Source organism: Streptomyces lincolnensis (assembly GCF_001685355.1).
In the GTDB taxonomy this organism is placed as follows: domain Bacteria; phylum Actinomycetota; class Actinomycetes; order Streptomycetales; family Streptomycetaceae; genus Streptomyces; species Streptomyces lincolnensis.
In genome coordinates this window covers 7,983,318-8,008,437 of record NZ_CP016438.1, presented here as the reverse complement: position 1 = coordinate 8,008,437, position 25,120 = coordinate 7,983,318, and the positions used below count along the sequence as shown (strand labels likewise).

At 71.6% G+C, this 25,120-nt stretch carries 20 protein-coding genes; 13 read left to right on the top strand and 7 right to left on the bottom strand.

The window, feature by feature from the left end:
* Nucleotides 1-74: 74 nt before the first annotated feature.
* From rsgA to SLINC_RS35360, 4 genes are all read right to left on the bottom strand, one after another.
* Complete coding sequence (gene rsgA / locus SLINC_RS35375) at nt 75-1,175, bottom strand: ribosome small subunit-dependent GTPase A (RefSeq protein ID WP_067442161.1); 1,101 nt, start codon at nt 1,173-1,175, stop codon at nt 75-77.
* Between the two features lie 259 nt (nt 1,176-1,434).
* The gene (locus SLINC_RS35370; RefSeq protein ID WP_067442159.1) at nt 1,435-2,904 is read right to left on the bottom strand and encodes a cellulose-binding domain-containing protein; all 1,470 of its coding nucleotides are present in this window, start codon (nt 2,902-2,904) and stop codon (nt 1,435-1,437) included.
* A 222-nt stretch (nt 2,905-3,126) separates the two neighbouring features.
* On the bottom strand, nt 3,127-4,458 hold the full coding sequence (locus SLINC_RS35365) for a radical SAM protein (protein ID WP_067442157.1): 1,332 nt from the start codon (nt 4,456-4,458) through the stop codon (nt 3,127-3,129).
* A gap of 113 nt (nt 4,459-4,571) precedes the next feature.
* Nucleotides 4,572-5,588, bottom strand: a complete 1,017-nt coding sequence (locus SLINC_RS35360) for a hydroxyacid dehydrogenase (protein ID WP_067442155.1) — start codon at nt 5,586-5,588, stop codon at nt 4,572-4,574.
* Between the two features lie 113 nt (nt 5,589-5,701).
* Here SLINC_RS35360 and SLINC_RS35355 point away from each other — a divergent pair, with 113 nt between their 5' ends.
* From SLINC_RS35355 to SLINC_RS35310, 10 genes are all read left to right on the top strand, one after another.
* Nucleotides 5,702-6,955: a D-arabinono-1,4-lactone oxidase gene (locus tag SLINC_RS35355; protein WP_067442152.1), complete on the top strand. Its 1,254-nt coding sequence runs from the start codon at nt 5,702-5,704 to the stop codon at nt 6,953-6,955.
* Between the two features lie 117 nt (nt 6,956-7,072).
* A complete protein-coding gene (locus tag SLINC_RS35350) occupies nt 7,073-8,317 on the top strand; it encodes an ROK family transcriptional regulator (RefSeq protein ID WP_067442150.1) in 1,245 nt (414 codons plus the stop codon).
* 237 nt (nt 8,318-8,554) lie between these two features.
* Nucleotides 8,555-9,817 carry an ABC transporter substrate-binding protein gene (locus SLINC_RS35345; protein ID WP_067442148.1) on the top strand — a complete coding sequence of 421 codons (1,263 nt, stop codon included), beginning with the start codon at nt 8,555-8,557 and terminating at the stop codon, nt 9,815-9,817.
* Nucleotides 9,818-9,837: 20 nt separating this feature from the next.
* Complete coding sequence (locus SLINC_RS35340) at nt 9,838-10,803, top strand: carbohydrate ABC transporter permease (protein ID WP_067442147.1); 966 nt, start codon at nt 9,838-9,840, stop codon at nt 10,801-10,803.
* Between the two features lie 8 nt (nt 10,804-10,811).
* On the top strand, nt 10,812-11,693 hold the full coding sequence (locus SLINC_RS35335; protein ID WP_067446044.1) for a carbohydrate ABC transporter permease: 882 nt from the start codon (nt 10,812-10,814) through the stop codon (nt 11,691-11,693).
* 12 nt (nt 11,694-11,705) lie between these two features.
* Nucleotides 11,706-14,600 carry a glycoside hydrolase family 2 TIM barrel-domain containing protein gene (locus SLINC_RS35330; protein WP_067442144.1) on the top strand — a complete coding sequence of 965 codons (2,895 nt, stop codon included), beginning with the start codon at nt 11,706-11,708 and terminating at the stop codon, nt 14,598-14,600.
* Nucleotides 14,601-14,717: 117 nt separating this feature from the next.
* Complete coding sequence (locus SLINC_RS35325) at nt 14,718-15,716, top strand: ABC transporter ATP-binding protein (protein ID WP_067442141.1); 999 nt, start codon at nt 14,718-14,720, stop codon at nt 15,714-15,716.
* Entirely contained in the window at nt 15,716-16,519 is an 804-nt protein-coding gene (locus tag SLINC_RS35320) for an ABC transporter permease (RefSeq protein WP_067442138.1), read from the top strand. The genes SLINC_RS35325 and SLINC_RS35320 overlap by 1 nt, the downstream gene beginning before the upstream one ends.
* Before the next feature lie 5 nt (nt 16,520-16,524).
* On the top strand, nt 16,525-17,325 hold the full coding sequence (locus tag SLINC_RS35315) for an ABC transporter permease (RefSeq protein WP_067442135.1): 801 nt from the start codon (nt 16,525-16,527) through the stop codon (nt 17,323-17,325).
* Nucleotides 17,322-18,494: an MFS transporter gene (locus tag SLINC_RS35310; protein ID WP_067442132.1), complete on the top strand. Its 1,173-nt coding sequence runs from the start codon at nt 17,322-17,324 to the stop codon at nt 18,492-18,494. The genes SLINC_RS35315 and SLINC_RS35310 overlap by 4 nt, the downstream gene beginning before the upstream one ends.
* A gap of 14 nt (nt 18,495-18,508) precedes the next feature.
* Here the strand turns inward: SLINC_RS35310 and SLINC_RS35305 are convergent, their stop codons facing one another.
* Genes SLINC_RS35305 through SLINC_RS35295 form a run of 3 tightly spaced genes read right to left on the bottom strand, consistent with a single transcriptional unit; the run spans nt 18,509 to nt 22,056 of the window.
* On the bottom strand, nt 18,509-19,783 hold the full coding sequence (locus SLINC_RS35305; protein WP_067442128.1) for an MFS transporter: 1,275 nt from the start codon (nt 19,781-19,783) through the stop codon (nt 18,509-18,511).
* A 60-nt stretch (nt 19,784-19,843) separates the two neighbouring features.
* Complete coding sequence (locus SLINC_RS35300; RefSeq protein ID WP_067442126.1) at nt 19,844-20,359, bottom strand: hypothetical protein; 516 nt, start codon at nt 20,357-20,359, stop codon at nt 19,844-19,846.
* Entirely contained in the window at nt 20,356-22,056 is a 1,701-nt protein-coding gene (locus tag SLINC_RS35295) for a PHP domain-containing protein (protein ID WP_067442124.1), read from the bottom strand. Before SLINC_RS35295 ends, SLINC_RS35300 begins: the two co-directional genes overlap by 4 nt.
* 245 nt (nt 22,057-22,301) lie before the next feature.
* Between SLINC_RS35295 and SLINC_RS35290 the strand changes: the two genes are divergently transcribed.
* From SLINC_RS35290 to SLINC_RS35280, 3 genes are all read left to right on the top strand, one after another.
* Nucleotides 22,302-23,621 carry a jacalin-like lectin gene (locus SLINC_RS35290; RefSeq protein ID WP_067442122.1) on the top strand — a complete coding sequence of 440 codons (1,320 nt, stop codon included), beginning with the start codon at nt 22,302-22,304 and terminating at the stop codon, nt 23,619-23,621.
* Nucleotides 23,622-23,713: 92 nt separating this feature from the next.
* Nucleotides 23,714-24,295, top strand: coding sequence for a TetR/AcrR family transcriptional regulator (locus tag SLINC_RS35285; protein ID WP_067442119.1), 582 nt, complete (start codon nt 23,714-23,716; stop codon nt 24,293-24,295).
* Nucleotides 24,292-25,086: an alpha/beta hydrolase gene (locus SLINC_RS35280; protein WP_067442116.1), complete on the top strand. Its 795-nt coding sequence runs from the start codon at nt 24,292-24,294 to the stop codon at nt 25,084-25,086. Before SLINC_RS35285 ends, SLINC_RS35280 begins: the two co-directional genes overlap by 4 nt.
* Nucleotides 25,087-25,120 lie beyond the last annotated feature (34 nt).

Sequence of the window (25,120 nt, the reverse complement as noted above, 5' to 3'; positions counted from 1 at the left end):
GCCCCTTCAGGGCCGACAGCGGGGGTCTGGGGGCGGCAGCCCCCAGAGACGGCACCCCCACCAAGGGACGCGCCCTAACTCCAGCGCCCCCTCTTCGCCTCCATCGCCGCCTTCCCGATCGCCCCCTTCCGCTTCCAGTCCTTGCGGATCTCGGCCCTGAGCCGCGCATCGGTCTTGGCCACGATCCGCTGGTTCTCCCGCAGCAACTTGCGATAACTGTCCAACCGCCGCTCCCCCAGCTCGCCGGAGGCCACCGCGGCGAGCACCGCGCACCCCGGCTCGCTCTCGTGCGCGCAGTCGTGGAACCGGCACTGCTGGGCCAGCGACTCGATCTCGGAGAAGACCTGTCCGACCCCGCTCTCGGCGTCCCACAGGCCGACGCCCCGGAGCCCCGGCGTGTCGATGAGGACACCCCCGCCCGGCAGGACGAGGAGATTGCGGGTGGTGGTGGTGTGCCGCCCCTTCCCGTCCGCGTCGCGGGTGGCCCGGACGTCCATCACCTCCTCGCCGAGCAGGGCGTTCGCGAGCGTGGACTTGCCCGCGCCGGACTGCCCGAGCAGCACGGACGTACCGCCGCAGACGACGGCGAGGAGCACGTCGAGCCCGTCCCCGCCCATGGCGCTGACCGGCAGCACCGGCACACCGGGCGCGGCCGTCTCGACGTCCTGGACGAGGTGCGCGAGCGTCGCCGCGTCCGGCACCAGGTCGGCCTTGGTCAGCACGACCACGGGCTGCGCGCCCGACTCCCAGGCCAGCGCCAGGAACCGTTCGACCCGCCCGAGGTCGAGTTCGACGGCCAGCGACACGGCGACGATCGCGTGGTCGACGTTGGCCGCGAGGATCTGCCCCTCGGACCGTTTGGAGGAGGTGGAGCGCACGAAGGCCGTACGGCGGGGCAGATACGTCCGTACGTAGCGCGGGTTGCCCGCGGGTTCGACCGCGACCCAGTCACCGGTGCACACGACCCGCATCGGATCGTGCGGGGTGACGAACGCGGTGTCCGCCCGGAGGATCCCGTCGGCGGTGACCACGTCGCACTGGCCGCGGTCGACCCGGATCACACGTCCGGGCAGGAGCCCTTCGGGCTCGTGGGGAGCGAACTCGTCCGCCCACGCGTCGTCCCAGCCGTAGGGAGCGAGCGCGGTGGAGACGGAGGATGCAGAGCTGGAAGTCAAGGGTGACCCTTCACAGGGGCGGCCCCGGCACGCGTCGATCGGACGCGGGAAAAAGGAAGAGTGGGTTCAGCCGGTGGCCACGGAGGTGGACTGGATGGATTCCTGGATGCGGGCAGCGCCCCTCGCAAAGACAGCCATCGGTCGACACCTCCTCGTCCACTCTCGTTCGGTCGCGGTGGCCGTGGGCCTCCGCGTGGATCGCCGTAACTCTAGCCCGGCCCCTCGGTGACCCGTCAACGCATTTTCGCCGGCCGGGTTCTCACGCCTTCGCGCAGCGCTTCCCGTTCAGCGTGAAGTCGTGGGCCGGTGCGTTCTTTCCCTGCCACGAGGCGAGGAAGCCGAGGGAGAGGGAGCCGTCGGCGGGGATCTTCTTGTTGTAGGAGGCGGCGGTGGCGGTGATGCGGGAGCCCTTCTGGCTGAAGCTCGCGTCCCACATCTGGCCGACCCGCTGGCCGTCGCGGAAGGACCAGCCGACGCTCCAGGAGTCGAGGGGGCGTTCGGTGGTGATGGTGACGGTGGCCTGGAAGCCGTCGGGCCACTGGTTGACCAGGTCGTAGGTGAAGCTGCACGTCGGGGACGGGCTCGGGTCGTCGCCGGTGGCCTCGGAGGTGGCGGTGCCCTGGGGTGTGGTGCCGGGGTTCTTGGCGCCCTCGGACGCCTCGGAGGTGCCGGCCTGGCCCGAGGGCTTGGGCGAGCTGGTGGAGCTGGCGTCGGTGGGCGAGGCGGACGGGCCGGGGTCGGCGACGACCGGCTGGCGGTCGGCGGAGCCGCTCGGGGACGCGCCGCCCTCGGTGTCGGCGCCCGGCATCATCGAGACGGCGAGAGCCAGCAGGGAGACCAGGACGGCGGCGACGAGGAGGCCGTTGCGCACCGCCCGGGCCTTGTGCGCGCCGGGGTTCGGGGGTGCGTCGCCGTCGGCCGGGCCGGGGCGACCGGCGCCGAGCCGTACCTCGGCGGCGCGTCGGCGGCGCTCCAGGTAGGCGAGGCCGCCCCAGCCTATGACCCCGCCGGCCAGGGCCGCGGGCAGTCCGCCGCCGTGCAGGCGCAGACAGGCGGCGGCCTCGGCGCACTCGACACACCGGGCGAGGTGGCGGGAGAGGTCGCCGGGGGTGTCGGCGACGGGTGAGCGGGTGACCGCGTCGAGCAGCCGGGCGTAGCTGCGGCACTGCGCGTCCATCGGTGTGTCGAGATGGTTGCGGTGGCAGCGGTCCCGGAACAGGCCCCGGACCTGGGTGAGTTCGTCGGCGACGGTGGCCGGGTCCAGGCCGAGCCGGCGTGCCACCACGCTCAGCGGCAGCGCCTCCACCTCGGCCAGCCACAGCAACTCGGCGTCGGCCGCCTGGAGATCGCGCAGTCCGCGCAGCGCGAGCGGGCGGCGCAGCGGAGGGCCCGAGTAGCGGGCGGCCTTGTCGGAGTTGAGCCACAGGCGCAGTTCGGGGTCGAGCCGGTGGCCGTGCCCCTGGATCTCCCACTCCTCGGCCGTGGTCCGTACGGCCGTCAGCAGCAGCGGGATCCTGGGCAGGCGGGCCGGGCGGCGGCCGGCGCTGCGGGTCGGGGCGGCCTCGGCGTCGCGGGCCTCGCGCATGCCGAGGGAGAAGGCCTCCGTGGCCAGTTGGGTGGCCGAGGTGGAACCCGAGGTGCACAGGTCGGCGTAGGAGAGCACGGCGTCCCAGCACTCGGCGAACCGCGCGGCCTCCGCGGAATCCTGGGGAGTCGGCAGGTCGGGCATGGGTCTCCTGCGGTCACAAGCGAGGTCAACTCACCATAGTGGCAAAGGAGTTGGGGGGAACCTCGCGGCAGGACACGAGCTTTTCACGTCTCCCACACAACTGACAAGCGCCCTGTTCACATGTCAGGACCCACCGTCACATCCCGCCACCCGGCATCCCCGACTCCATCCGATGATACGGATCCGGCCACCCCATGACTCAACACGAACCCCAGGAGTTTCCTACGCGGTCGCCGATTCCTCCACCGTGTCGACGGCCGGAAGGCTGTCCATGAACGAGCTGACGGAGAAGACCGCACGCCCCGGGCCGGGCGGGCCGTAGCCGGGAGGCGAGGCCAGGCCGAACTCGTCCATCGTCCGGCGATAGGCCTGGAGCAGCCGGATGTGGTACTCCAGCGGCGCACCCTGCGGGTTGGCCCTGCCGAGCGGGGTCGTCGGCTCCGGGCACCAGGTGGTGAACCGGGGCGTGATGCCGTGCGACATGAAGAAGCGCAGGCCCTCGGTGGTGGAGGCGATGGCCTCGTCGACCGTGGTGAAGCCGAACGGCTCGGCCATCTCCACGCCGGCCACGAAGTTGGGGATCACGTTGCGCGCGCCGAAGACCTCCGCCGAGTCGAGGATGCGCTTGTGCCACACGTCGCGGCCGACGTAGCGCTCCTTGCCGGGGCAGTACATCTTGAACAGGTACTCGTCCCACACCTCGTAGTTGGGGTGGTAGATCTGCACGCCGTAGTCCTTGAAGCGCTGCACGTCGTCGCGCGGCAGCGCCTGGGCGACCACCTTGCCGATCCAGCGGCCGGGGAAGCGCTCCTCGATGGCCTTGGCGTAGTGGCCGTAGAAGTCGGCCTCGTCGCGTCCGGAGACGGTCTTGGTGATCGCGCCGCCGGTGAGGGTGTAGGCGGTGGAGGCCTTCGCCGTGTCGTAGCGGTCGATGATCTCCAGGGCCTCCAGGACCTCCTCCACGTCCTTGACGCCCGTGTACGGCCGTCCGGCGGCCTTGTGCTGGCGCCAGTTGTGGTTGATGTCGCAGTACTGGCACTCCTCCTTGGCGCCGAAGTACTGGCAGACCCGGAAGACGGTCAGGTAGATCAGGTAGCCCCACTGGATGGTCGGGGCGACCTCCATGACGGACTTCCCGCTGGCGAGGGTGTGCCGGTAGTACTCCGGCATGGGCGGCACACCGACGTCGGAGATCCGCTTCCCGTCGAGGTAGAGCCCGAGCACGCCGTGCTCGTCGGCGGCGACCCGGTAGGGCGAGGCCGGGTTCACCCGCACCGACACCACGGTCCGCCGCAGGTCGTAGGGCCCTCCGGTGAGGATGATCTCCTCCGGCGGGCGGCGCAGGGCGGCCTCGCCGAGCTCGGGGAGGGTGCCGTGGTCGAAGGAGAAGATGAAGTACGACTTCGGCTTCACCTCGCCGCCCTCGTTGTCGCTGAGCGCGGAGGGGTCGAAGGCCACACCGCCGCGCAGCAGGTCCTCCTTGAAGACGGCTTCCCTCGGCACCTGTGGAAAGCGCTCCATCAGATCCTCGACCAGCGCGGTTCGGCTGCCCATCCCGTGTCTCCTCCCGGCTCAGGCGTACGACTCCTCACGGTATGCCCTCGCCCGCACGTCACCGGTGGCGGGGCCCCCATATCGGGCATCGCCGCCCGGGCGGGCCCGACGGGTCAGGCCGCCCGTTCCAGCGCCGCGGGGTCGACGCCGTACGCCAACTCCGCCCCGGCGAGCAGCCGTTCGGCCTCCTCGGCGACCGCGGAGCCGAGCCGGGCCGCCTCGTTGCCCTGGGAGCCGGCGAGGTGCGGGGTGACGAAGGCGTTCGGGAGGCCGAGGAGGGGCGAGTCTGCGGGCAGCGGCTCGGGGTCGGTGACGTCGAGGATCGCGCTCAGCCGGCCGGTGCGCAGCTCGGCGGTCAGGGCGTCGTGGTCGACCAGCGCCCCGCGCGCGGTGTTGATCAGCACCGCCCCGTCGGGCATCAGGGCCAGCTCGCGGCGGCCGATCAGCCGCCGGGTCCGCGGGGTCTCAGGGGCGTGCAGGGTGACGATCTCGCTGGTGCGCAGCAGGTCGTCCAGGTCCAGCAGGGGCACGCCGAGGGCGGCGGCCTCCCGCTGGTCGACGTAGGGGTCGGTGAGCGCGGGCCGCAGGTCGAAGGGGCGCAGCAGCTCGATGAGGCGGCGGCCGATGCGGGAGGCGCCGACGATGCCGACGCGGCGGCCGTGGTTGCCGATGCCGGGCAGGAGCCCCCAGCCGGGGTAGGCGGCCGGCTCGGCGCGCAGGCGGTCCCGGTGGGCGAAGACGTCCTTGCCGGCCAGCAGGATCATGGCGAGGGTGTACTCGGCGACGGGCAGCGCGTTGGCCTCGGCGGCCGAGGAGACGACGATGCCGCGCCGCCACAGTTCGGGGGTGACCAGCCCCTTCACCGAGCCGGCCGAGTGCAGCACCGCGCGCAGGTGCGGGGCGGCGGCCAGGACGTCCGCGTCGAGGCGGGGGCAGCCCCAGCCGGTGAGGAGGATCTCGGTGCGGGCGAGCGTCTCGCGGATCCGGGAGTCCGGTGCGCTCAGGCTCGCGGCCACCAGGGTCTCGTCGACGGTCACCGACCCCCGAAGCCGTGCCAGCACCTCCGGCGGGAAGACCTGCGGTACGTACGCGGCGGTCATGGCGATCAGTGCCTGGGGGCGCTCGGGCAACGAAGGGCACCTTCCGGCTCGGTGAGGCGGGGAGGGAGGAGGACCGGCGCAACCGTAGGTCCCGCCCAATGAGAGGGTCAACGCATCCGCACTTATCGGGAGGGACCACGGTCATGACGGAAACCGTCACCAACTGGGCGGGCAACATCACCTACGCCGCCAAGGAGCTGCACCGCCCCCACTCGCTCGACGCGCTCAGGGATCTGGTGGCCGGCAGCGCGACGGTGCGGGTGCTGGGCAGTGGGCACTCCTTCAACGAGATCGCCGAGCCTGGCCCCGAGGGCGTCCTGCTGTCGCTGGCCGCGCTGCCTGTCGAGGTCGACGTCGACACCGGGGCCCGCACCGTGCGGGTCGGCGGCGGCGTGAGATACGCGGAGCTGGCCCGCCGGGTGCACGGGCACGGTCTCGCGCTGTCCAACATGGCCTCGCTGCCGCACATCTCGGTGGCCGGTTCGGTGGCCACCGGCACCCATGGTTCGGGCGTCGGCAACGGCTCGCTGGCCTCGGCCGTGCGCGAGGTGGAGATCGTCACGGCGGACGGTTCGACGCTGGTCCTCGGGCGGGGGGACGAGCGGTTCGGCGGCGCGGTGACCTCGCTGGGCGCCCTCGGGGTCGTCACCGCACTCACCCTGGACCTGCTGCCCGGCTACGAGGTCGAGCAGCACGTCTTCACCGGTCTCCCGCTGGACGGGCTGGACTTCCAGACCCTGGAGACGGTGCTGGCGAGCGCGTACAGCGTCAGTCTGTTCACCGACTGGCGGGCGCCGGGCTTCGGGCAGGTGTGGCTGAAGCGGCGCACCGACCAGCCGCTGCCCGACGTCCGGTGGGCCACGCCGGCCACCGAGAAGATGCACCCCGTGCCGGGGATGCCGGCGGTCAACTGCACCGAGCAGTTCGGCGTACCGGGGCCGTGGCACGAGCGGCTGCCGCACTTCCGGGCGGAGTTCACACCGAGCAGCGGCGCCGAGCTCCAGTCGGAGTACCTGCTGCCGAGGCCGCACGCCCTCGACGCGCTGCGGGCGCTGGACGCGATCCGGACGACGATCGCGCCCGTGCTCCAGACCTGCGAGGTGCGGACGGTGGCCCCCGACGAGCAGTGGCTGAGCCCGGCGTACGGGCGGGACACCGTGGCGCTGCACTTCACCTGGGTGGCGGACACCGCGGCGGTGCTGCCGGTGGTGGGCCGGCTGGAGGCGGCGCTGGACGCGTTCGACGCGCGGCCGCACTGGGGGAAGGTGTTCACCGTCCCGGCGGCGGTGCTGCGCGGGCGGTACCCGCGGCTGGACGACTTCGGGGCACTGATGCGCGCGCTCGATCCGGAGGGTAAATTCGCCAACGGCTTCGTACGGGATGCGCTGGGCGTCTGACTTCGTAAACCCCCTTTCCTAACCCCTTGTCGAAAGTCCTGGCTGCCCATAGCCTGACGCCCGCGCCGGTGCCGAGTCGTCCCGGCCCGAGCCGCGTAAGGATGGGGAGGGCGCCTCGTGAAGCGAACATCACGCGACATCCGTACCGCGAACCGCTACGAGGTGCTGCGCCAGATCATCGCCGAGTCGCCCACCTCGCGGCAGGAGCTGGCGGCCGCCACCGGGCTGAGCCTGGCCACGGTCGCCACGCTCGTCGGCGAGCTGCTCGACCTGCGGATGATCACGGAGGTCGGGTTCGAGGACTCGGCCGGGGGCCGGCCCCGGGGGCTGGTCGCCGTGAACGCCTCGGGCGGCGCGCTGATCGGCGTGGACATCGCGGAGACGTACGTCCATGTCGAGCTGTTCGACCTCGCGCTGAACGTGCTGGCCCGCGCTGACGAGCACATGCGGCCCGGGGAGAGCCTGCCGGAGCAGGTCGTCACCCATGTCGCGGCCGCTGTCGGCTCGGTGGTCGCGCAGGCCGGGATCGAGGGCGCCCGGGTGCTCGGCGTCGGGGTGAGCGTGCCGGGGCAGGTCGACCGGGCCACCGGCATCTCGGAGTACGCGCCGAACTGGGACTGGCACGACGTGCCGCTGCTCGACCTGCTCACCGAGCACATCGCCTACCCGCTGTACCTGGACAACCCGCTGCGCGCGGTCGCGGTGGCGGAGCTGTGGTTCGGGGCGGCGCGCGGGCGCGGGGACGCGGTGGTGGTCAACCTCGGGACCGGGGTGGGCGCCGGGCTCCTGCTGGGCGGCGGGCTGCACCGGGGGGTGAGCAACAGCGCCGGCGAGTGGGGCCACACCACGATCGTGCTGGACGGGAGGCTGTGCCACTGCGGCAACCACGGCTGCGTGGAGACGTACGTGGGCGCGCCCGGCATCATGCTGAACCTGCGGGAGCTCAGCCCCGACAGCGCGCTGCTGCACCCGGAGGACCAGACGGCCACCATCGACGCGCTGGCCCGGGGTGTGCGCGAGCACGATCCGGTGGCGCTGAAGGTGGTCCGGGACACCGCCCGCTATCTCGGGGCCGGCATCGCCGACCTGGTCAACCTGTTCAATCCGGAGGTGGTCGTGCTCAGCAGCTGGGTCGCGGCCGCCCTCGGTGAGCCCCTGGTCGCCGAGGTGCGCGAGGCCGTGGCCCGGCACGCGCTGCCCCGGCCGATGGCCGCCACCGAGATCGTCCTGTCCGCGATCCCCACGGACCCGGCCTGTCTGGGAGCGGCGACCTTCGCGCTCGAAGGCGCGCTCCAGTCGGTGGGCCAGCGGTCCGCGAAGCGCGCCACGCGGTCGAGGGTCCGCAGTGCGCGGCCGTCCTGACCCGGGCCTCCTACCACCATCCCGACCAGGCTTCGCGACCCCTTCGTGACCTGCGCGCCACCGGATCGCAACTGATCACGTCCGGTATACCGAACACTACGCAACGCTTCGAACAGGCTTCGTTCAACCCCTTGCCGAAGCCTTAGCCGAAGGTTAACGTCCCGCTCCGCACCGCTCTTTCAGCCATCTCCCGCTGAGCGTCTGAGCCGCAGCCTCACTCGAGACAAGGACGTCACCATGTCGGCATTGAGCAACAGCACCTGGGACCGCCGGAACGTTCTGCGCGCCGCCATGGGCCTGGCCGCCGCCGGCGGACTCGCCGCGTGCGGCGGCAACAACGGCCGGGGCGGCGGCGCTTCGGGCGTGAACCTCACCCAGTACTTCCACGCCTACGGCGAGCAGGGCACCGAGCAGGCCATCAAGCGCTACGCGAAGGCCTACGACAAGGCCGCCGTGACCACGCAGTGGATCACCAGCGCCGACTTCGAGAGCAAGCTCTTCGCCACGCTGCTCACCGACAAGGCGCCCGACCTCTTCGAGTTCCACCCGCAGATCCAGTTGGTCAGAAGCGGTCAGGTGGCGGACCTGACCGACATCGTCGCGCCGGTCAAGAGCGACTTCAACCCGGCCGACATCACGTCGCACACGGTCGACGGGAAGATATACGGCGTCCGGATGATCGACGACCCGCAGTTCTTCTTCTACCGCAAGTCGATGCTGGACAAGGCGGGCGTCGGGGTACCCACCACGCTCGACGAGCTGATGGAGGCCGCCGCCAAGCTCACCACCGGCAAGGTCAAGGGCCTGTACATGGGCAACGACCTGCACAGCGTCAACGACACGTTGATCTGGTCGGCCGGCGCCCAGCACCTCGACGCGAAGAACGAGATCGCCTACCACACGGACGGCGTCATCGAAGGCCTGAAGAAGATGCGCAAGCTGTTCACCAGCGGCGACCTTCTCCTCGGCGCTCCGACCGAGTCCTGGGACCCCTCCTCGTTCACCCAGGGCCTGTGCGCCATCCAGTTCTGCGGCATGTGGGCGATGCCGGCGATCCAGGAGGCGCTCGGCGACGACTGGGGGGTCTTCCCCTTCCCCAAGACCGTCGACTCCGGCAAGCAGTCGGTCTACAACGGCGGCTGGTCGATGTTCGTCAACGCCAAGGGCAAGAACGTCGACGCCGCCAAGGAATACGTCAAGTGGCTGTGGATCGACCAGAAGCAGTACCAGGAGGACTGGGCCACGTCCTACGGCTTCCACATCCCGCCGCGCACCTCGACCGCGCAGAAGGCGACCAAGCTCAAGACCGGCAACGCCGCCGAGGGCGTCCGGCTCTTCAACGAGTTCGGGCACTTCGACAACATCGGCTGGACCCAGGCCATGCGCACCGCCTTCGAGGACGTCTTCGCCAACTCCGTGCGCAAGAACATGGACCCGGAGGCCGCCCTCGACAAGTGCGACACGGTCGTCAACCGTGAGCTGAAGAAGCTGTTCGGATAGGCCGCGGGACGGACCACGACATGTCGGCGACCAAGACCCACGACCTCGCGCGCCCCGCCCCGGCCAAGGCCTCCCCGGCCCGGCCGCGGCGGGGTCTGCGGGGCAGCCCCACGCTCAACTTCTGGCTCTTCACCGGGCCCTTCCTCATCGGCCTGGCGATCTTCATCTACGCGCCGATCCTCTGGAGCATCTGGCTCAGCTTCTTCGACGCCCGCTTCACCGTCACGCCCGACAAGTTCATCGGCTTCGACAACTACACGTACATGCTGACGAACGACGACTTCGTCGGCTCGCTCGGCACGTTCACCGTCTTCGCCGCGTTCATCGTGCCCACCACCTGGGCGTTCTCACTGGGCCTGGCCCTGCTGGTGAACCGGCTGCGTTTCATGCGGGCGTTCTTCCGCTCGGTGTTCTTCCTGCCGACCGCGTGCAGCTATGTGGCCGCCTCGCTGATCTGGAAGATGTCCATCTTCAGCGGGGTCCGCTTCGGGCTGATGAACACGGTCCTCGGCTGGTTCGGGATCGAGAACATCGCCTGGCTGGCCGACCCCAACCCGCCCTGGTACTGGCTGGTCATCGTCTCGGCCCGGCTGTGGCTCCAGTCCGGCTTCTACATGATCCTGTTCCTGGCCGCGCTCCAGAACATCCCGGGCGAGCTGTACGAGGCCGCCGCCATCGACGGCGCCAAGCCGGGCTGGCAGACCTTCCGGCACATCACCCTGCCCCAGCTGCGGGCCACCTCCACGGCGGTGGTCCTGCTGCTGCTCATCGCCGCCTACCAGGCCTTCGACGAGTTCTTCAACCTCCTGTCGAAGACCACCTGGGGCCGCCCGCCCCTCGTCGAGCTCTACTACAAGGCGCTGGGCGAGAGCCAGGACTACGGCGCCGGCAGCGCGGGGGCCGTCATTCTGACCGTACTGATCTGTGTCGTGACCCTGTTCCAGGGCAAGATCATGGGCTTCGGAAGGGGGGACGAGTCCAAGTGACCGCCACCATGCCCGAGCCGGCCAGGACCGCGCCGGCCCAGCGGCCCCGTCGCGCGCGGCGCGGCCGGAACGTGATGAGCTCCACCGGCCTGTACATCGCCACGGCCGTCGCCGCGTTCCTCTTCCTCGTCCCGTTCTATCTGATCGTCCGCAACGCCCTGTCCACCGATGCCGCGATCACCGGCGAGAACTGGCAGTTCTTCCCCACCGACCTCCAGTGGGGCAACATCGGCGCCCTGTTCGACGACTCCTCGGTGCCCTTCGCCAGGTCGCTGTGGAACTCCACCGTCGTCGCGCTCCTGCACACCGTCGGCGTGCTGCTGATCTGCTCCCTCGCGGGCTACGGTCTGGCCCGCATCCCGTACAAGCACGCCAACAAGATCTTCTACGTCGTGCTGGGCACTCTGATGGTCCCGACCGCGGTGACCTTCGTGCCCAGTTTTGTGCTGGTGTCCTCGCTCGGCTGGGTGGACACCTACCGGGGTCTGATCATCCCGGGCCTGTTCAGTGGTTTCACCTGCTTCCTCTTCCGGCAGTACTTCCTGGGGTTCCCCAAGGAGCTGGAGGAGGCGGCGCGCGTGGACGGGCTGGGTTACTGGGGCGCGTACTGGCGCGTCGTGGTGCCCAACTCGCTGAACTTCTTCGCGGCGATCGCCACCATCACCTTCATCAACGGCTGGAACGCCTTCCTGTGGCCGCTGGTCATCGGCCAGGACCCGAGCGCGTGGACCGTCCAGGTCGCGCTCTCGTCGTACACCACCGGGCAGACCGTGGTGTTCCACCAGATCTTCATGGCGACCGCTATTTCTATCCTTCCCTTGTTGTTCGTGTTCCTCTTCCTCCAGCGCTGGCTGGTGCAGGGGATCGCGCAGACCGGCATCAAGGGCTGAGCAAGGAGACCGATGTCTTTCCGCACCACCCGCACCACCTCCGCCGTCGACTACGTCGAGGACGTCTCACCGGGCAGCGGGGCGCTCCCGCCCCGCGCCTGGTACGCGTCCTCGGACGCGACGTCGTACTCGCTCAACGGCAGCTGGCGCTTCAGGCTGTCGGCCACCGCCGACGCGCAGGACGACTCGTTCGCCGGGGAGGGATACGACTGCGCGTCCTGGGCCGAGGTGACGGTCCCCGGCCACTGGGTCCTCCAGGGCGACGGCGCCTTCGGGGCGCCGATCTACACCAACGTTCTCTATCCGTTCCCGGTGGACCCGCCGCACGTCCCGACCGAGAACCCGACCGGTGACCATCTGCGGGTCTTCGACCTGCCGTCCGACTGGCCGTCGGACGGCGGGGCGGTGCTGCGCTTCGACGGCGTGGAGTCCTGCGCCCGGGTGTGGCTGAACGGCACGGACATCGGCGAGTTCAAGGGCTCCCGGCTCGCGCACGAGTTCGCGGTCGGGCACCTGCTCAAGCCGTCCGGGAACGTTCTCGCGGTCCGGGTCCACCAGTGGTCGGCGGGCTCCTACCTGGAGGACCAGGACCAGTGGTGGCTGCCCGGCATCTTCCGTGACGTCACGCTGCTGCACCGCCCGGCGGGCGGCGCCGGCGACTTCTTCGTGCACGCCTCCTACGACCACACCGGCGGCGAGGGCACCCTGCGCGTCGACTCCGACGTCGACGGCCGGGTCCTCGTGCCCGCCCTCGACATCGATGTCGCGACCGGCGAGGCGGTGACGGTCGCGGTCGAGCCGTGGTCGGCGGAGAGCCCGAGGCTGTACGACGGCGAACTGGTCACCGAGGGTGAGCGGGTCCCGCTGCGCATCGGCTTCCGCACGGTCGCCCTGGAAGACGGCCTGATCAAGGTCAACGGAAAGGCGATCCTGTTCAAGGGCGTCAACCGTCACGAATGGCACCCGGAGCGGGGCCGCACCCTGGACCTGTCGACCATGCGCGAGGACGTGCTGCTGATGAAGCGGCACAACATCAACGCCGTACGCACCTCCCACTACCCGCCGCACCCGGCCTTCCTGGACCTGTGCGACGAGTACGGCCTGTGGGTCATCGACGAGTGCGACCTGGAGACCCACGGCTTCGGTGAGCAGCAGTGGCGGGACAACCCCGTCGACGACGACCGCTGGACCCCGGCCCTGCTGGACCGCGCGGCCCGCATGGTCGAGCGGGACAAGAACCACCCCTCGATCGTGTTCTGGTCGCTGGGCAACGAGGCCGGCACCGGCCGCGGCCTGACCGCGATGGCCGAGTGGATCCACGGCCGGGACTCCTCCCGCCTCGTGCACTACGAGGGCGACTGGAGCTGCCGGGACACGGACGTCTACTCGCGGATGTACGCCTCCCACGAGGAGGCCGAGCAGATCGGCAAGGACCTGGACGGGGGCCCGCACAAGCGGCGCGAGCTGCCCTTCATCCAGTGCGAGTACGCGCACGCCATGGGCAACGGCCCCGGCGGCCTCGCCGACTACCAGGAGCTCTTCGAGACGCACGACCGGCTCCAGGGCGGCTTCGTCTGGGAGTGGATCGACCACGGCGTGGCCCACCCCGAGCTGGGCTACGCCTACGGCGGCGACTTCGGTGAGGAACTGCACGACGGCAACTTCGTCTGCGACGGACTGGTCTTCCCGGACCGCACGCCCTCCCCCGGGCTGCTGGAGTTCAAGAAGGTGATCGAGCCGGTCCGCATCCAGGGCGACGGCGCCGACGGCACCGTACGGGTCACCAACGCGTACGACTTCGCGGACCTGTCGGCGCTGGCCTTCGAGTGGGCCTACCAGGTGGACGGCGAGACCGTCGAGGCGGGCGCGCTGTCGGTGCCTCCGCTGGCGCCGGGCGAGTCGGCCGAGGTGAAGCTGCCGCAGGCGCCGGCCCCGGCCCGCGGCGGCTCGGAGACGGCGTGGACGGTACGGGCGCTGCTGGCGGCCGACACCGCGTGGGCGCCGAAGGGACACATCGTGGCCTGGGGGCAGGTGCCGGTGACGGCACGCCCGGTGCCCTCGGTCTCCCCGACCGGCCGGCCCGCGCTCGACGGGGACCGGATCACGCTGGGCCCGGCCTCCTTCGACGCCCGCACCGGCGCGCTCAGGACCATCGGCGGGATCGCGGTCGAGAACCCGCGCCTCGATGTGTGGCGGGCGCCGACCGACAACGACGACGGCACGGAGTGGAAGTCGGGCATCAACTACAGCGCCCTGTGGCGTGCGTTGGGCCTGCACCGCATGCGGCACCGGCTGGACTCCGTGGAGGCGGGCGAGGACGCGCTGACGGTACGGACCCGGGTGGCCCCCGCCGCCCAGGAGGTCGGCCTCGGCACCGTCTACCGCTGGACCTCGGACGGCGAGCGGCTGCGGCTGACGGTGTCCGTGAGCCCCGAGGGCGAGTGGAAGGTGCCGCTGCCCCGGCTCGGCGTCCGGCTCGGGCTCACCGGGGCCGACCGGGTGACGTGGTTCGGCGGGGGCCCCGGCGAGGCCTACCCGGACACCCGGCTGGCCTCGATGGTGGGCCGCTGGGAGTCGACGGTCGACGGACTCCAGACGCCGTACGTGCGCCCGCAGGAGAACGGCGCCCGTGCCGACGTGCGCTGGGTGGAGCTCGGCGGCCTCAGGATCGAGGGCGACCCGGAGTTCTTCTTCGGGGCGCGCCGCTGGACGACCGAGCAGCTCGACGCGGCCACGCACCGCACCGACCTCACGGCCGGGGAGACGGTGTGGGTGCACCTCGACCACGGCGTGCACGGCGTCGGCACGCAGTCGTGCGGTCCGGGCCCGCTGCCGCGCTACCACCTGCTCGCCGAGCCGGCGGAGTTCTCGTTCGTCTTCTCCGTGTCGGACAGTCCAACTCAGTGATCGATTAATCCATTGACCGACTGATCGACATTCTGCGACGGTCATGAGGTGCCCGCGGCCGGTCGGCCCTGACTCCGACCGGCCGCTTCTCACGTGCGGAGCAAGGGAGTTCACAGCGTGAGCGGAAGCATCGAGGTCCACGGTCTGTCCCGTGTCTTTCACACCACCGTCCGCCGCCCGGGAGTGGCGGGCGCCATCCGCTCCCTGGTCAATCCCGAGCGGGTCGCCAAGCACGCCGTCTCGGACGTCACCTTCGAGGTGGCCCCCGGGGAACTCCTGGCCCTGCTCGGCCCGAACGGCGCCGGCAAGTCGACCACCATCAAGGTCCTCACCGGCATCCTCACGCCCACCTCCGGCGAGGCCCGGGTGGCGGGCGTGGTGCCGTACCAGGAGCGTGAGCGCAACGCCCGTAACATCGGCGCGGTGTTCGGGCAGCGCACCCAGTTGTGGTGGGATCTGCCCGCCCGGGAGTCCTTCGCGATCCTGAGGGACATCTACGAGGTGCCGAAGGCCGAACACGCGGCCCGGCTCAAGGAGTTCGACGAGCTGCTGGACCTGTCGTCCTTCTGGGACACCCGGGTGCGGCATCTCTCCCTCGGCCAGCGGGTGCGTTCCGACCTCGCGGCGGCCCTGCTGCACGACCCGCAGGTGGTGTTCCTGGACGAGCCGACGATCGGCATGGACGTCGTCGTCAAGGAGCAGGTGCGGGAGTTCCTGCGGCACCAGGTCGAGCAGCGCGGCCGCACGGTCCTGCTGACCACGCACGACATGACGGAGGTCGAGCGGCTGGCCGAGCGGGTCGTCCTGATCAACCACGGCCGGCTCGTCCTGGACGGCAGCCTCGACGAGATCCGCCGCAGGTTCGGATCCACCTGGCAGGTGCGGGCCACCCTCGCCGACGCGCACACCGACGTCGTGGCGCTGCCGGGCATCGCGCTGCTGCGGCAGGACGGGCCGCAGGTCGTGTTCGGCCCCGACGGGCCCGAAGCACCCACCGTGCACGAGGCGTTGAAGGCGGTCATCGAACGGTACGAGGTGACGGGCGTCGCCATCGACGAGGCCGACCTGGAGGACGTGATGCGGACCGCCTACGCCCAGGCCGGGGCCGCCGCGTGATGGCCGCCCTGTCCGCCTGGCGCGTCGCCCGCGTCACCCCGCTCGGCGAACTGAACGCCCCGCCCCGGATGACGGGCGTCGCGCTCCGCCTGCTCGTGCAGGTGGTGCTGGTGGCGTCCCTGTGGCACGGCCTGTACTCCCACACCGGCACCACCGCGGGACTCGACGAGAGCCAGGCGGTCACCTACGCCGTGCTGGCCGTCCTCGCCTCCCGGCTCAGGGAGTTGGACCAGTTCGCGGGCCGGGACACCGTGATCCAGCACATGCACTTCGGCACCATCGTCTACTGGTACCTGCGCCCGCTGCCGCCCCACCGCTACTACGCCCTGCGCGCGCTGGGCGAGCAGGTGTACGGGTTCGCGTGGGCGCTCGGCGGCTACCTGATCTGCCTCGCGGCCGGCGTGGTGGAACCGCCCCGATCCGCCGCCGTGGCGGGGGTGTTCCTGCTGAGCCTGCTGCTCGGCCAGTGGGTGCTGCACTACATCATGCTCGCCACGGACCAGTGGTGCTTCTGGGCACTGCGCAACAACTCGGCGATCCTGATCATCATCTTCGCGCAGAACCTGCTGTCCGGGGTCTACGCGCCGCTGTGGTTCTTCCCGGACTGGTTCGTGACCATGAGCGGCTTCCTGCCCTTCCAGGCGACGCTGAACGTGCCGTTGTCGATCTACATCGGACGGATCCCGCTGTCGGACGCGGCCGGGCAGCTGGCGGTCCAGGCCGGCTGGGTCGTGGTGCTCGCCCTGTTCACCCGGTTCCTGTGGCGGCGCGCCGCCCGTCGTGTCGTCTCCCAGGGAGGGTGAGGTCCGTGAACGCCGTCCGGATCGCGTGGCGCATCACGCGGCTCAACTTCCGTGCGCAGCTGGAGTATCGCGCCGAGTTCCTGCTGAATGTGGCGATCGGTGCGATCTGGCAGGTCTCGGTGATCGTGTTCGCGACCGTGCTGCTGGCCCGGTTCACCGGGATGGGCGGCTGGGACAGCTCCGAGGTCCTGCTGATCCCGGCGACGCGGATGCTCGCGCACGGCCTGTTCGTGCTGTTGCTGGGGCGGATGCACTTCATCGGCCGGCAGATCCAGGAGGGCCGCATCGACATCTACCTGATGCGTCCCATGCCGGTGCACCGCCAGGTCCAGCTGTCCTACTTCCCGACCAACGCGCTCGGTGACCTGACGGTCGCGGCGGGCCTGATGGTCGGCGCGCTCAGCCGCAGCGAGCTGGACTGGTCGGCGGGCCGGATCTCGTACCTGGTCGCGGCGGTCGTCGGCGGCATGCTGCTGGAGGCGGCCCTGTTCACGGCACTGGCCTGCGCCTCCCTGCGCTTCCCGGCCGCCGACTACTGGAGCCGCTGGCTGGAGGAACTCCTCGGCACCTTCGGCAGCTACCCGCTGAACGTCCTGCCCAAGGCCGTGGGCGGCTTCCTGACCTACGCCCTCCCCCTCGCCTTCGTGGCCTACCTCCCGGTCGCCGTCCTCACCGGCCACGGCCACGACACCGGCGTCCCGTACTGGCTGGCGGCGTCCGCGCCGCTGGTGGGCGTGCTGACCTACCTGGGGTCGCGGCTGCTGTGGCGGTGGAGCCTGCGGCACTACACCGGGGTGAACGGATGACCACCGCCGCCTCCGGATTACGTCCGCGCCTCGCGGTCGGCCTCGTCTTCGTCGTCCTGGGGGCCACACAGGGCGGCTGGATGGCCCGGATCCCCGCGATCCGGGACCAGGTCGGGCTGAGCACCACCGAGTGGGGGCTGCTGAGCAGTTCGTCGGCGGCCGGGGATCTGGTGGCGATCGTGCTGATCACGGTGCTGATCGGCCGGGTGAGCACCCGGCTGCTGGCCCTCGCCGGGGCGACGGTGGTGCTGCTCAACGCGCCGGTGCTGGCGGGGGCTTCCGCGGTGCCGGCGCTGGTGGTGGGCCTCACGGTGTGGGGCGTGGGGGCGACCTTCCTGGCCACGCCGGTGAACGCGCTCGCGGTCGCGGTGGAGCGCCAGCAGGGCAGGCCCCTGATGTCGGGCTTCCACGCCTCCTACAGCTGCGGGGTGCTCGGGGGCGGCGCCCTCGGCACGCTCGCGGCGGCCACCGGCATCTCCCCGGGCGTGCAGCTGGCGATGAGTAGCGCGGTACTCGGGGCGCTGCTGCTGGCGTGGGCGTTCTGGCTGCCGCAGGAGGAGAGCCCCGGCAAGCGGCGGCGGCCGGTCGGGGAGAGGTTCACTCCGCAGCTGGTGCTGCTCGCCGTCATCGCGTTCTTCGCCTCGTTCGTCGAGGGCGCGGCCTCCCAGTGGAGTTCGGTCTTCACGGCCGACCACCTGGGCGAGGGGGCGGCGCTCGGCGCGGCGACGTACACCGCCTTCTCGGTCGCGATCCTCCTCGCCCGGCTGCTGGGCGACCGTCTCGTGGCCCGCCTCGGCCGTGGTGCCTTTCTACGGCTGTCCCTGCTGACCGCGGTTCTGGGCGCCGTCCTGGTCCTCGCCCGGCCCTCGCTGCCGCTGGCCTTCGCCGGGTTCATCGTGCTGGGCCTCGGCATCGCCTGTGTGCTCCCGGCGCTGATCGCGCTGGCCGGTCGGCAGCCCGGGGTGCCGGCCGGTGAGGGCGTTTCCGTGATCACGATCGGCCAGTGGCCGGGCTTCCTGACGGCGGGCCCGGCGGTGGGCCTGCTGGCGGGCGTGGCGAGTCTGCGCATCGCGCTGGTGACGCTGATCGTGGCGGGCGCGGTCGCCGCGGTGCTGTCCAGGTGGGTGGTGGCGGAGCCCGACGAGGTCTCGGAGGCCGCGCCCGACTGAGCGCGGCCGGCGGGTCAGCCCCGACCCGACCGTCGTATCGGTGTGAACAGCCCGGCCACCGCGATGAGGACGCAGCAGCCTCCGGCGACCAGGCCGACCGGGGCGGTGCCCCGGTGGTCGGCGGCCCAGGTGAGGAGGGCGGCGCCGAGCGGGGCGGCGGCGTACTGGAGGGTCCAGAAGGCGGAGGTGACCCGGCCGAGCAGGGGTTCCGGGGTCACTTCCTGACGCAGGGACATGGAGCAGGTGCCCGCCACGGCGACGCAGGCGAGGAAGGCCGCGCCGAGGGCCGCGAGGACGGGCACGTCCCGGGCCCAGCCCAGGCCGGCGAACGCGAGCCCGGACACCGCGACGCTCCCGGTCCAGGTCCACCCGAAACCGAGCCGGCGGCGCAGCCGCGCCACCAGCAGCGCGCCGGTGATGGTGCCGAGGGCGCCGACGGCCATGACGGTGCCGACCGTGCCGTCGTCGTGGCCGAGGTCGTGCTTGAGGTGGTAGATGAGCAGGTCGTTGAGGCCGAGGGTGAGGAAGCTGAAGAAGAACAGCAGGACGGTCAGCGAGCGCAGCACCGGGTGGCCGCGCAGGAAGTCGACGCCGGTGCGCAGGTCCCGCCAGAGACCGGCGCGTTCGGGTGCCTCGGCGGGCCGGGCCCGGAACCGGACGTAGAGCATGCACAGCGCCGACACCCCGAAGCTGGCCGCGTCGACGCCCACGGCGGTCGCCGGTCCGGTCCAGGCCGCCACCAGCCCGGCGCACAGCGGGCCCAGGACGCCCGCCGCGGCGGCGGTCGCGTTCAACCTGCCGTTGGCCTCGGTGAGTTGGCGGGTGCCGACGAGTGAGCGCACGACAGTGACGTAGCCGACCGCGAACAGCATCCCGACGGCCTCGCAGAGCGGCAGGACCGCGTACAGCAGCCACACCTGCGGCCCGAACAGCCACACCACCGGGATCACCCCGTAGAGCATCATCCGTACGAGGTCGCAGCCGATCAGCAGCCTGCGCCGGTCGACGCGGTCCACCACCGCCCCCGCGAACACGGCCGCCACGACCGCGGCGGCCCCGCCCACCGCCGTCAGCAGGCCCATCCGCGCGAGCGAGCCGGTGGCCTCAAGGACCAGCAGGGGCAGGGCGATCAGCGCGAAGGAGTCACCGAGGACGGAGAGGGTCTGCGCGGCCCAGAAGACGGCGAAGCTCCGTTGCCGCCACAGCGGGCGCGCCTCGCCCGGCGGTGACGGTGCCCGTGACGTGCGGCCGCCGCTCGTGTCCTTGTCCCGCCGCGCCTCGTACGACATGCCCCTCCCCGGTGTCCCCCGGCCACCTTACGATCACCGGGGACGCCACCAGGAGGGGCCTCAGTGGTCCGCGCAGCACGGTGTCGGGGCGGGGACCTCGAAGGGGACGAGGGTGTCGCCGACGGCGGGCATGGCGGTGAGCAGGAGGGTGCCGTCGTACTGCCACTGGGGCCGGACGTGGTCCCAGGTCACCAGGCGGGTACCGGGGGCGGGATCGCCGGGACCGCCCAGGACGGCCACGCGGTCGATCGCCGAGCGGGTGAGCACGTCCGCGATCGTCACCGTGCCGGTGAGGGCGGACACGCCGGGGTAGACGACGGCGCGGCCCGCCGCGTCGGGGACGCCGGGTGTGCTGTCGTACCCCGCGGCCGCGAGCCGCTCCCGGACGGTGCTCAGGAGCGGCTCGGACGGCAGGGTGAACGACAGGGCGACCCGCGGACGGTCCCCGCGCACCAGGTGCGTGCAGCCGAACGCGCCCTCGGGGAGGGCGAGTTCGGCGGCCAGCGTGTGGAGCAGGTGGTCGGCGGCGCGCAGGTCCCGGATCCCGGCGTCCACCGTGAGGGCGTACCGCGTCACGAGGGCAGGACCCACACGGGGTTGGAGTAGAACCACAGGTCGCGCCAGGGGTCCGCGTCACCGACGACGTCGATGGCCGGTCCCGCCGGGTCGACGGCCGCGCCCATCGGGCCGACACCGGACCGGTTGCCGTCGGTACCGCGCAGACGGACGTACAACGGCCGGTCCACGCGCCCGAGTTGGTACGTCAGCCGGACCGTGCCGCTCGGCTTGTCGATCTCGTACGACTTCACGACCTTCGCCGTCGGCGCGGTGAACGTGTCCTTGTCCCCGACCGGGCCGGTGACGTCACCCTGGATGACGTCCACGCGGGCCAACTCGGGTGTGAACCCGGCCCAGTTGGGCCCACCCGCGAGGGCCACGTCGACGGTCAGCGTGACGTTCGTGCCCTTCCTGACGTGCAGGGCGCCGCCGAGCGTGGCCCAGCGGCCGCCGCCCAAGACGCGGACGTCGAGGCCGCTGACGAGCTGGCCGTGGTCGACCCAGACGCGGCCGGCGCGGATGCCGTCCATGACGGCGGCGTAGGAGAAGCCGTCGGCGCCGACGTGGGTGCGGCTGTACTGGCCGGGCCAGTAGTCGCCCTGGGTGATGTCGATCTTGCCGCCGTAGACCGGGTCCTCGTACCGGCCGTTGGCGTTGAAGTCGCCGCCCGGTCCGCGTACGGCGGTGTCGGCGTACACGTTGTGGCTGTCGCTGTTGGCGGTGATCCACCAGGGCTTGCCCTCGGCGAGGAGGCTGTCCCACAGGCCGCCGACGGTGGCGGTCATCCAGTCGAAGCCGCCCCAGGTGCGGTAGCTCTCCAGCGGGTAGCCGGCGAAGGAGTTGGCGCTGGGGTTGTTGTCGTAGATGCCGCGGGCGCGGGCCATGCCGAGGGGGGCGGGCAGGCCGGCGGCCTGGTGGCCGGGGGCTCCCTCGAAGCCGACGGCTATCTGGCGGCCCGAAGCGGCGGTCGCGTCGCGCCAGGCGCGGATCTCGTGCGGGGAGTCGACACCGCGCCGCGCGGGGTGGTTGGCGAGCATCAGCGCGTCCTTGACCTTGCGGCGCCGGACCTGGTCGCCGAGGAAGGCCAGGCCCGCGACGGCGAGGGCCTCGTTGGCGGGCGTGGAGTCGGAGGCGCCCTTGACGCTGCCGTCGTAGTCGGTCTCGAACTGCTTGAGGACGGAGACCTCGTTCCTGCCGGGGTGCACGAAGACGGTGCCGTGCTCGGCGCCCGGGATGTTCCACTCCAGGCCCTGGAAGACGAGAGTGTCCTCGTAGGCGGTCCGGGCCTCCTTGATGTCCGGGTTGACCTTCTCCACACCGATCTTGGCGTGGGTGGCGCTGCCGTGGTCGGTGATGACCAGCCAGTCCATGCCGTGCTTGGCGCCCTGGCGGACCTGGTCGACGACGCGGTACTTGCCGTCGCTGCTGTACTGCGTGTGGATGTGGTGGTCGCCGGCCAGCCACAGGAAGCCGTGGGTACGGCGGCCGCCGGTGGCCGCGGCGGGGGTCGCCTGGCCGAGGACGCCGCCGGCCGCGAGGCCCGCGCCCAGCAGGCCCGCCCGGCGCAGCAGCGAGCGGCGCGACCGCTGTTCGGGGGTCAGCGCCTCGTCGGGCACGGTGGTGTCGAAGGCGGCGGGCAGGGCCGTGGCCTCCTCGGGCCCGTGCGTGTGCCCGTGCCCGTGCTCATGTCTGTGGTGGTGATGTCCGTGCCCCATTGCTGCGCCGCCTCTCGATACCGCTGCCTTCCGCGGTGCTTTCGCGCCGCGTGTGGAGGATCGGGGCAGCACGTGAACGCCGCGCGACCAGGAGGTGAGCGGCGGCCGACCCGGGCGCGGCGGATCGCCTCGTCTCTCACTGTTTCCCCAACTGCCCTTGCCCGTCACACTGGTTGCCGGTGAACCTGAGCACCGTTCATCTTCCGCTCTCTCGTCCCTTCCCCTCCCACCGGAGAGACCCCACCATGAGACGACTCCTCGGCGCCCTCACCGCCGCCGCCCTGGCCGTCACCGGCCTCGCCGCCACCGGCGCGACGCCCGCAGCGGCCGCCACGACCGGCACCTTCAACGTGCTGACGTACAACGTCGCGGGCCTCCCGGAGGGCCTGAGTTCGGGCAGCCCGGCGAAGAACACGCCGCTGATCTCCCCCCGGCTCGGGGCGTACGACATCGTGAACGTCCAGGAGGACTTCAACTACCACGCGGCCCTGTACGCCGGGGACGACCACCCGTACCGCACCGCGACCAGCGGCGGGGTGCCCTTCGGTGACGGTCTCAACACCCTCTCGGACCTTCCCTTCGAGGACTTCGAGCGGGTGAAGTGGAACGCCTGCACCGGCACCAACTGCCTGACCCCGAAGGGCTTCTCACTGGCCCGGGTGCGGCTGGCCGAGGGGGTCTTCGTGGACCTCTACAACGTGCACACCAACGCCGACTCCACGGACGACGCGCTGGCCGCCCGCCGCGCCAACATCACCCAGCTGTCGGAGTTCATCCGCGCCAACTCCGCCGGCAACGCGGTGATCGTCATGGGCGACACCAACACGCGGTACACCCGCAGCGGCGACAACATCCGCACTCTCGCCGACGACAACCAACTCACGGACGCGTGGGTGCAGTTGGCCAAGGGCGGTGTCCGGCCGGCGCAGGGCGCGGACGCGCTGGTGTGCCCGACGACGGCACCCCCGAACGACTGCGAGGTCGTGGACAAGGTCCTCTACCGCGGCAGCAAGCTGCTGTCGCTGTCGGCCACCCGCTACAACAACGACTGGGCGTCCTTCCTCGACTCCGCCGGCGCCAACCTGTCCGACCACTTCCCGCACGCGGTCGACTTCTCCTACACCCTCAGCCCGTCCCTGAAGGCGAGCGACTTCTTCGGCGGCCCGCACGGCACGGCCTTCAACGACGCGGACGACCTCCCGGCCTCGCCCTCCCCGCGCACCCTCACCCTGCGCGGCAGCTCCCGCCTGGACGCGGTCTCCCTCACCCTCGACGGCGGCACCACCCTCTCCCACGGCGGCACGGGCGGCACCGCGTCCTCCCTCACCCTCGGCTCCGGCGAGCACCTCACCTCGGTCAAGCTGACCCAGGGCCAGAAGGACGGCCGCACCAGGATCTTCTCCGCCGCCTTCACCACCGACAAGGGCCGCACCCTCTCCTCCGGCACCCCCGCCACGGCCACGCAGACGTTCACCGCCCCTCCGGGCTGGCAGATCACCGGCTTCACGGGCCGCTCGGGCACCGAGATCGACAAGCTGGGGGTGGTGTACGCGCCGATCGGCTGAGGCGAAGGGACACCACCGCACCCCAGGCTCTAACCTAGAGGCCCTAGGAAAGAGTTCCTGGGACAGAGCGACCAGTCACCCCGAGGTGCCCCATGCCCAGAGCCGGTCTCAGCGCGGACCGTGTCGTGGCCGCCGCGGCCGACCTCGCCGACGAGGTGGGCTTCGACGGTGTCACACTGTCCGCGCTCGCCCGGCACTTCGGGGTGAAGGACGCGAGTCTGTACTCGCACGTCAGGAATCTCGGGGATCTGCGGACCCGGATGGCGTTGCTGGCCGGTGAGGAGATGATCGACCGGATCGCGGTGGCCGTGGCGGGACGGTCCGGGAAGGACGCGCTGGTGGCGTTCGCGGGGGCCTACCGGGAGTACGCGCTCGCCCACCCGGGGCGCTACGCCGCCACCCAGATCCGGGTCGACCAGTCCCTGGTCGCCGACTCCCCCGCGCTGCGCCGCACCGCCGAGATCACCTACGGCATGCTCCGCGCGTACGGCCTGGACGAGCCCGATCTCACCGACGCCGTACGCCTGTTGCGGGCCGCCTTCCACGGCTACTGCGCCCTGGAGGCCGGCGGCGGCTTCGGCGCCCCGCGGGACGTACAGGACTCGTGGGACAGGGCGGTCGACGCCCTGCACATCGCTCTGGAGAACTGGCCGCGCAAGGAGAAGAAGCAGTGACCGACACGCTCCACCACGACGTGCGGGGCAGCGGTCCCGTGCTGCTGGTCATGCCCGGCGGCGCCGGCCACCCCATGGGCTTCGCACCGATGACGGAGGTGCTCGCCGACCACTTCACCGTGGTCACGTACGACCCGCTCGGCCTCGCCCACGGCCGTCTCGGACTCCCGGTGGACGACCAGCGGGTGCGGGACTGGAGCGAGGGGGCCCGCCAGGTGCTCGCTCGGACACTGCCCGCGGGCGAGGCGGCGTACGTCCTCGGCACCAGCTCGGGCGGCATCGCCGCGCTCGACCTGCTGGCCCGCCACCCGGAGCGGCTGCGGCACGTCGTCGCGCACGAGCCGCCGTGCGTGGCGCCGCTGCCGGACGGGCCCCGGGAGCGGGCCGAAGCCCTGTTCCGGAAGGTGCACGAGCGCTACCGGACGGCGGGGCTCCCGGCAGCGGCAGCCCTGCTCGGCGCCGGACTCGCGGGGCGGGAGGTCGGGGACCAGGACGGGCCGGTGGGCCAACCCCTCACCCGGGAGGAGGAGTTGAACAATCCCATGGCCCTCTTCCTGGCCCACGTCCTGGTGCCCTTCACCGCCTACGCGCCGGACCTGTCGGCCCTCGCCCCGGGCCGCCTCACGCTCGCCGCCGGAACCGACTCCCGTGGCGGACTGCTGCACCGTACGGCCGAGTACCTCGCGGAGCGGACCGGCAGCCCGTTCGTGGAGTTCCCCGGCGGGCACGTCGGTGTGGCCGAGCATCCGGCCGACTTCGCGGAGCGGCTGGTGAAGACGCTGCCCGGCTGAGACCGGCCGCCACGGACTCTCCCGCCACCCGGAC

Excerpts from the sequence above, each read along its gene's own strand:
- SLINC_RS35370 (WP_067442159.1), bottom strand. The coding sequence starts at position 2,904 with ATGCCCGACCTGCCGACTCCCCAGGATTCCGCGGAGGCCGCGCGGTTC.
- SLINC_RS35365 (WP_067442157.1), bottom strand. The coding sequence starts at position 4,458 with ATGGGCAGCCGAACCGCGCTGGTCGAGGATCTGATGGAGCGCTTTCCA.
- SLINC_RS35335 (WP_067446044.1), top strand. The coding sequence starts at position 10,812 with ATGCCCGAGCCGGCCAGGACCGCGCCGGCCCAGCGGCCCCGTCGCGCG.
- SLINC_RS35295 (WP_067442124.1), bottom strand. The coding sequence starts at position 22,056 with ATGGGGCACGGACATCACCACCACAGACATGAGCACGGGCACGGGCAC.
- SLINC_RS35330 (WP_067442144.1), top strand. The coding sequence starts at position 11,706 with ATGTCTTTCCGCACCACCCGCACCACCTCCGCCGTCGACTACGTCGAG.
- SLINC_RS35355 (WP_067442152.1), top strand. The coding sequence starts at position 5,702 with ATGACGGAAACCGTCACCAACTGGGCGGGCAACATCACCTACGCCGCC.
- SLINC_RS35320 (WP_067442138.1), top strand. The coding sequence starts at position 15,716 with ATGGCCGCCCTGTCCGCCTGGCGCGTCGCCCGCGTCACCCCGCTCGGC.
- SLINC_RS35340 (WP_067442147.1), top strand. The coding sequence starts at position 9,838 with ATGTCGGCGACCAAGACCCACGACCTCGCGCGCCCCGCCCCGGCCAAG.
- SLINC_RS35345 (WP_067442148.1), top strand. The coding sequence starts at position 8,555 with ATGTCGGCATTGAGCAACAGCACCTGGGACCGCCGGAACGTTCTGCGC.
- SLINC_RS35285 (WP_067442119.1), top strand. The coding sequence starts at position 23,714 with ATGCCCAGAGCCGGTCTCAGCGCGGACCGTGTCGTGGCCGCCGCGGCC.
- SLINC_RS35310 (WP_067442132.1), top strand. The coding sequence starts at position 17,322 with ATGACCACCGCCGCCTCCGGATTACGTCCGCGCCTCGCGGTCGGCCTC.
- SLINC_RS35305 (WP_067442128.1), bottom strand. The coding sequence starts at position 19,783 with ATGTCGTACGAGGCGCGGCGGGACAAGGACACGAGCGGCGGCCGCACG.
- SLINC_RS35290 (WP_067442122.1), top strand. The coding sequence starts at position 22,302 with ATGAGACGACTCCTCGGCGCCCTCACCGCCGCCGCCCTGGCCGTCACC.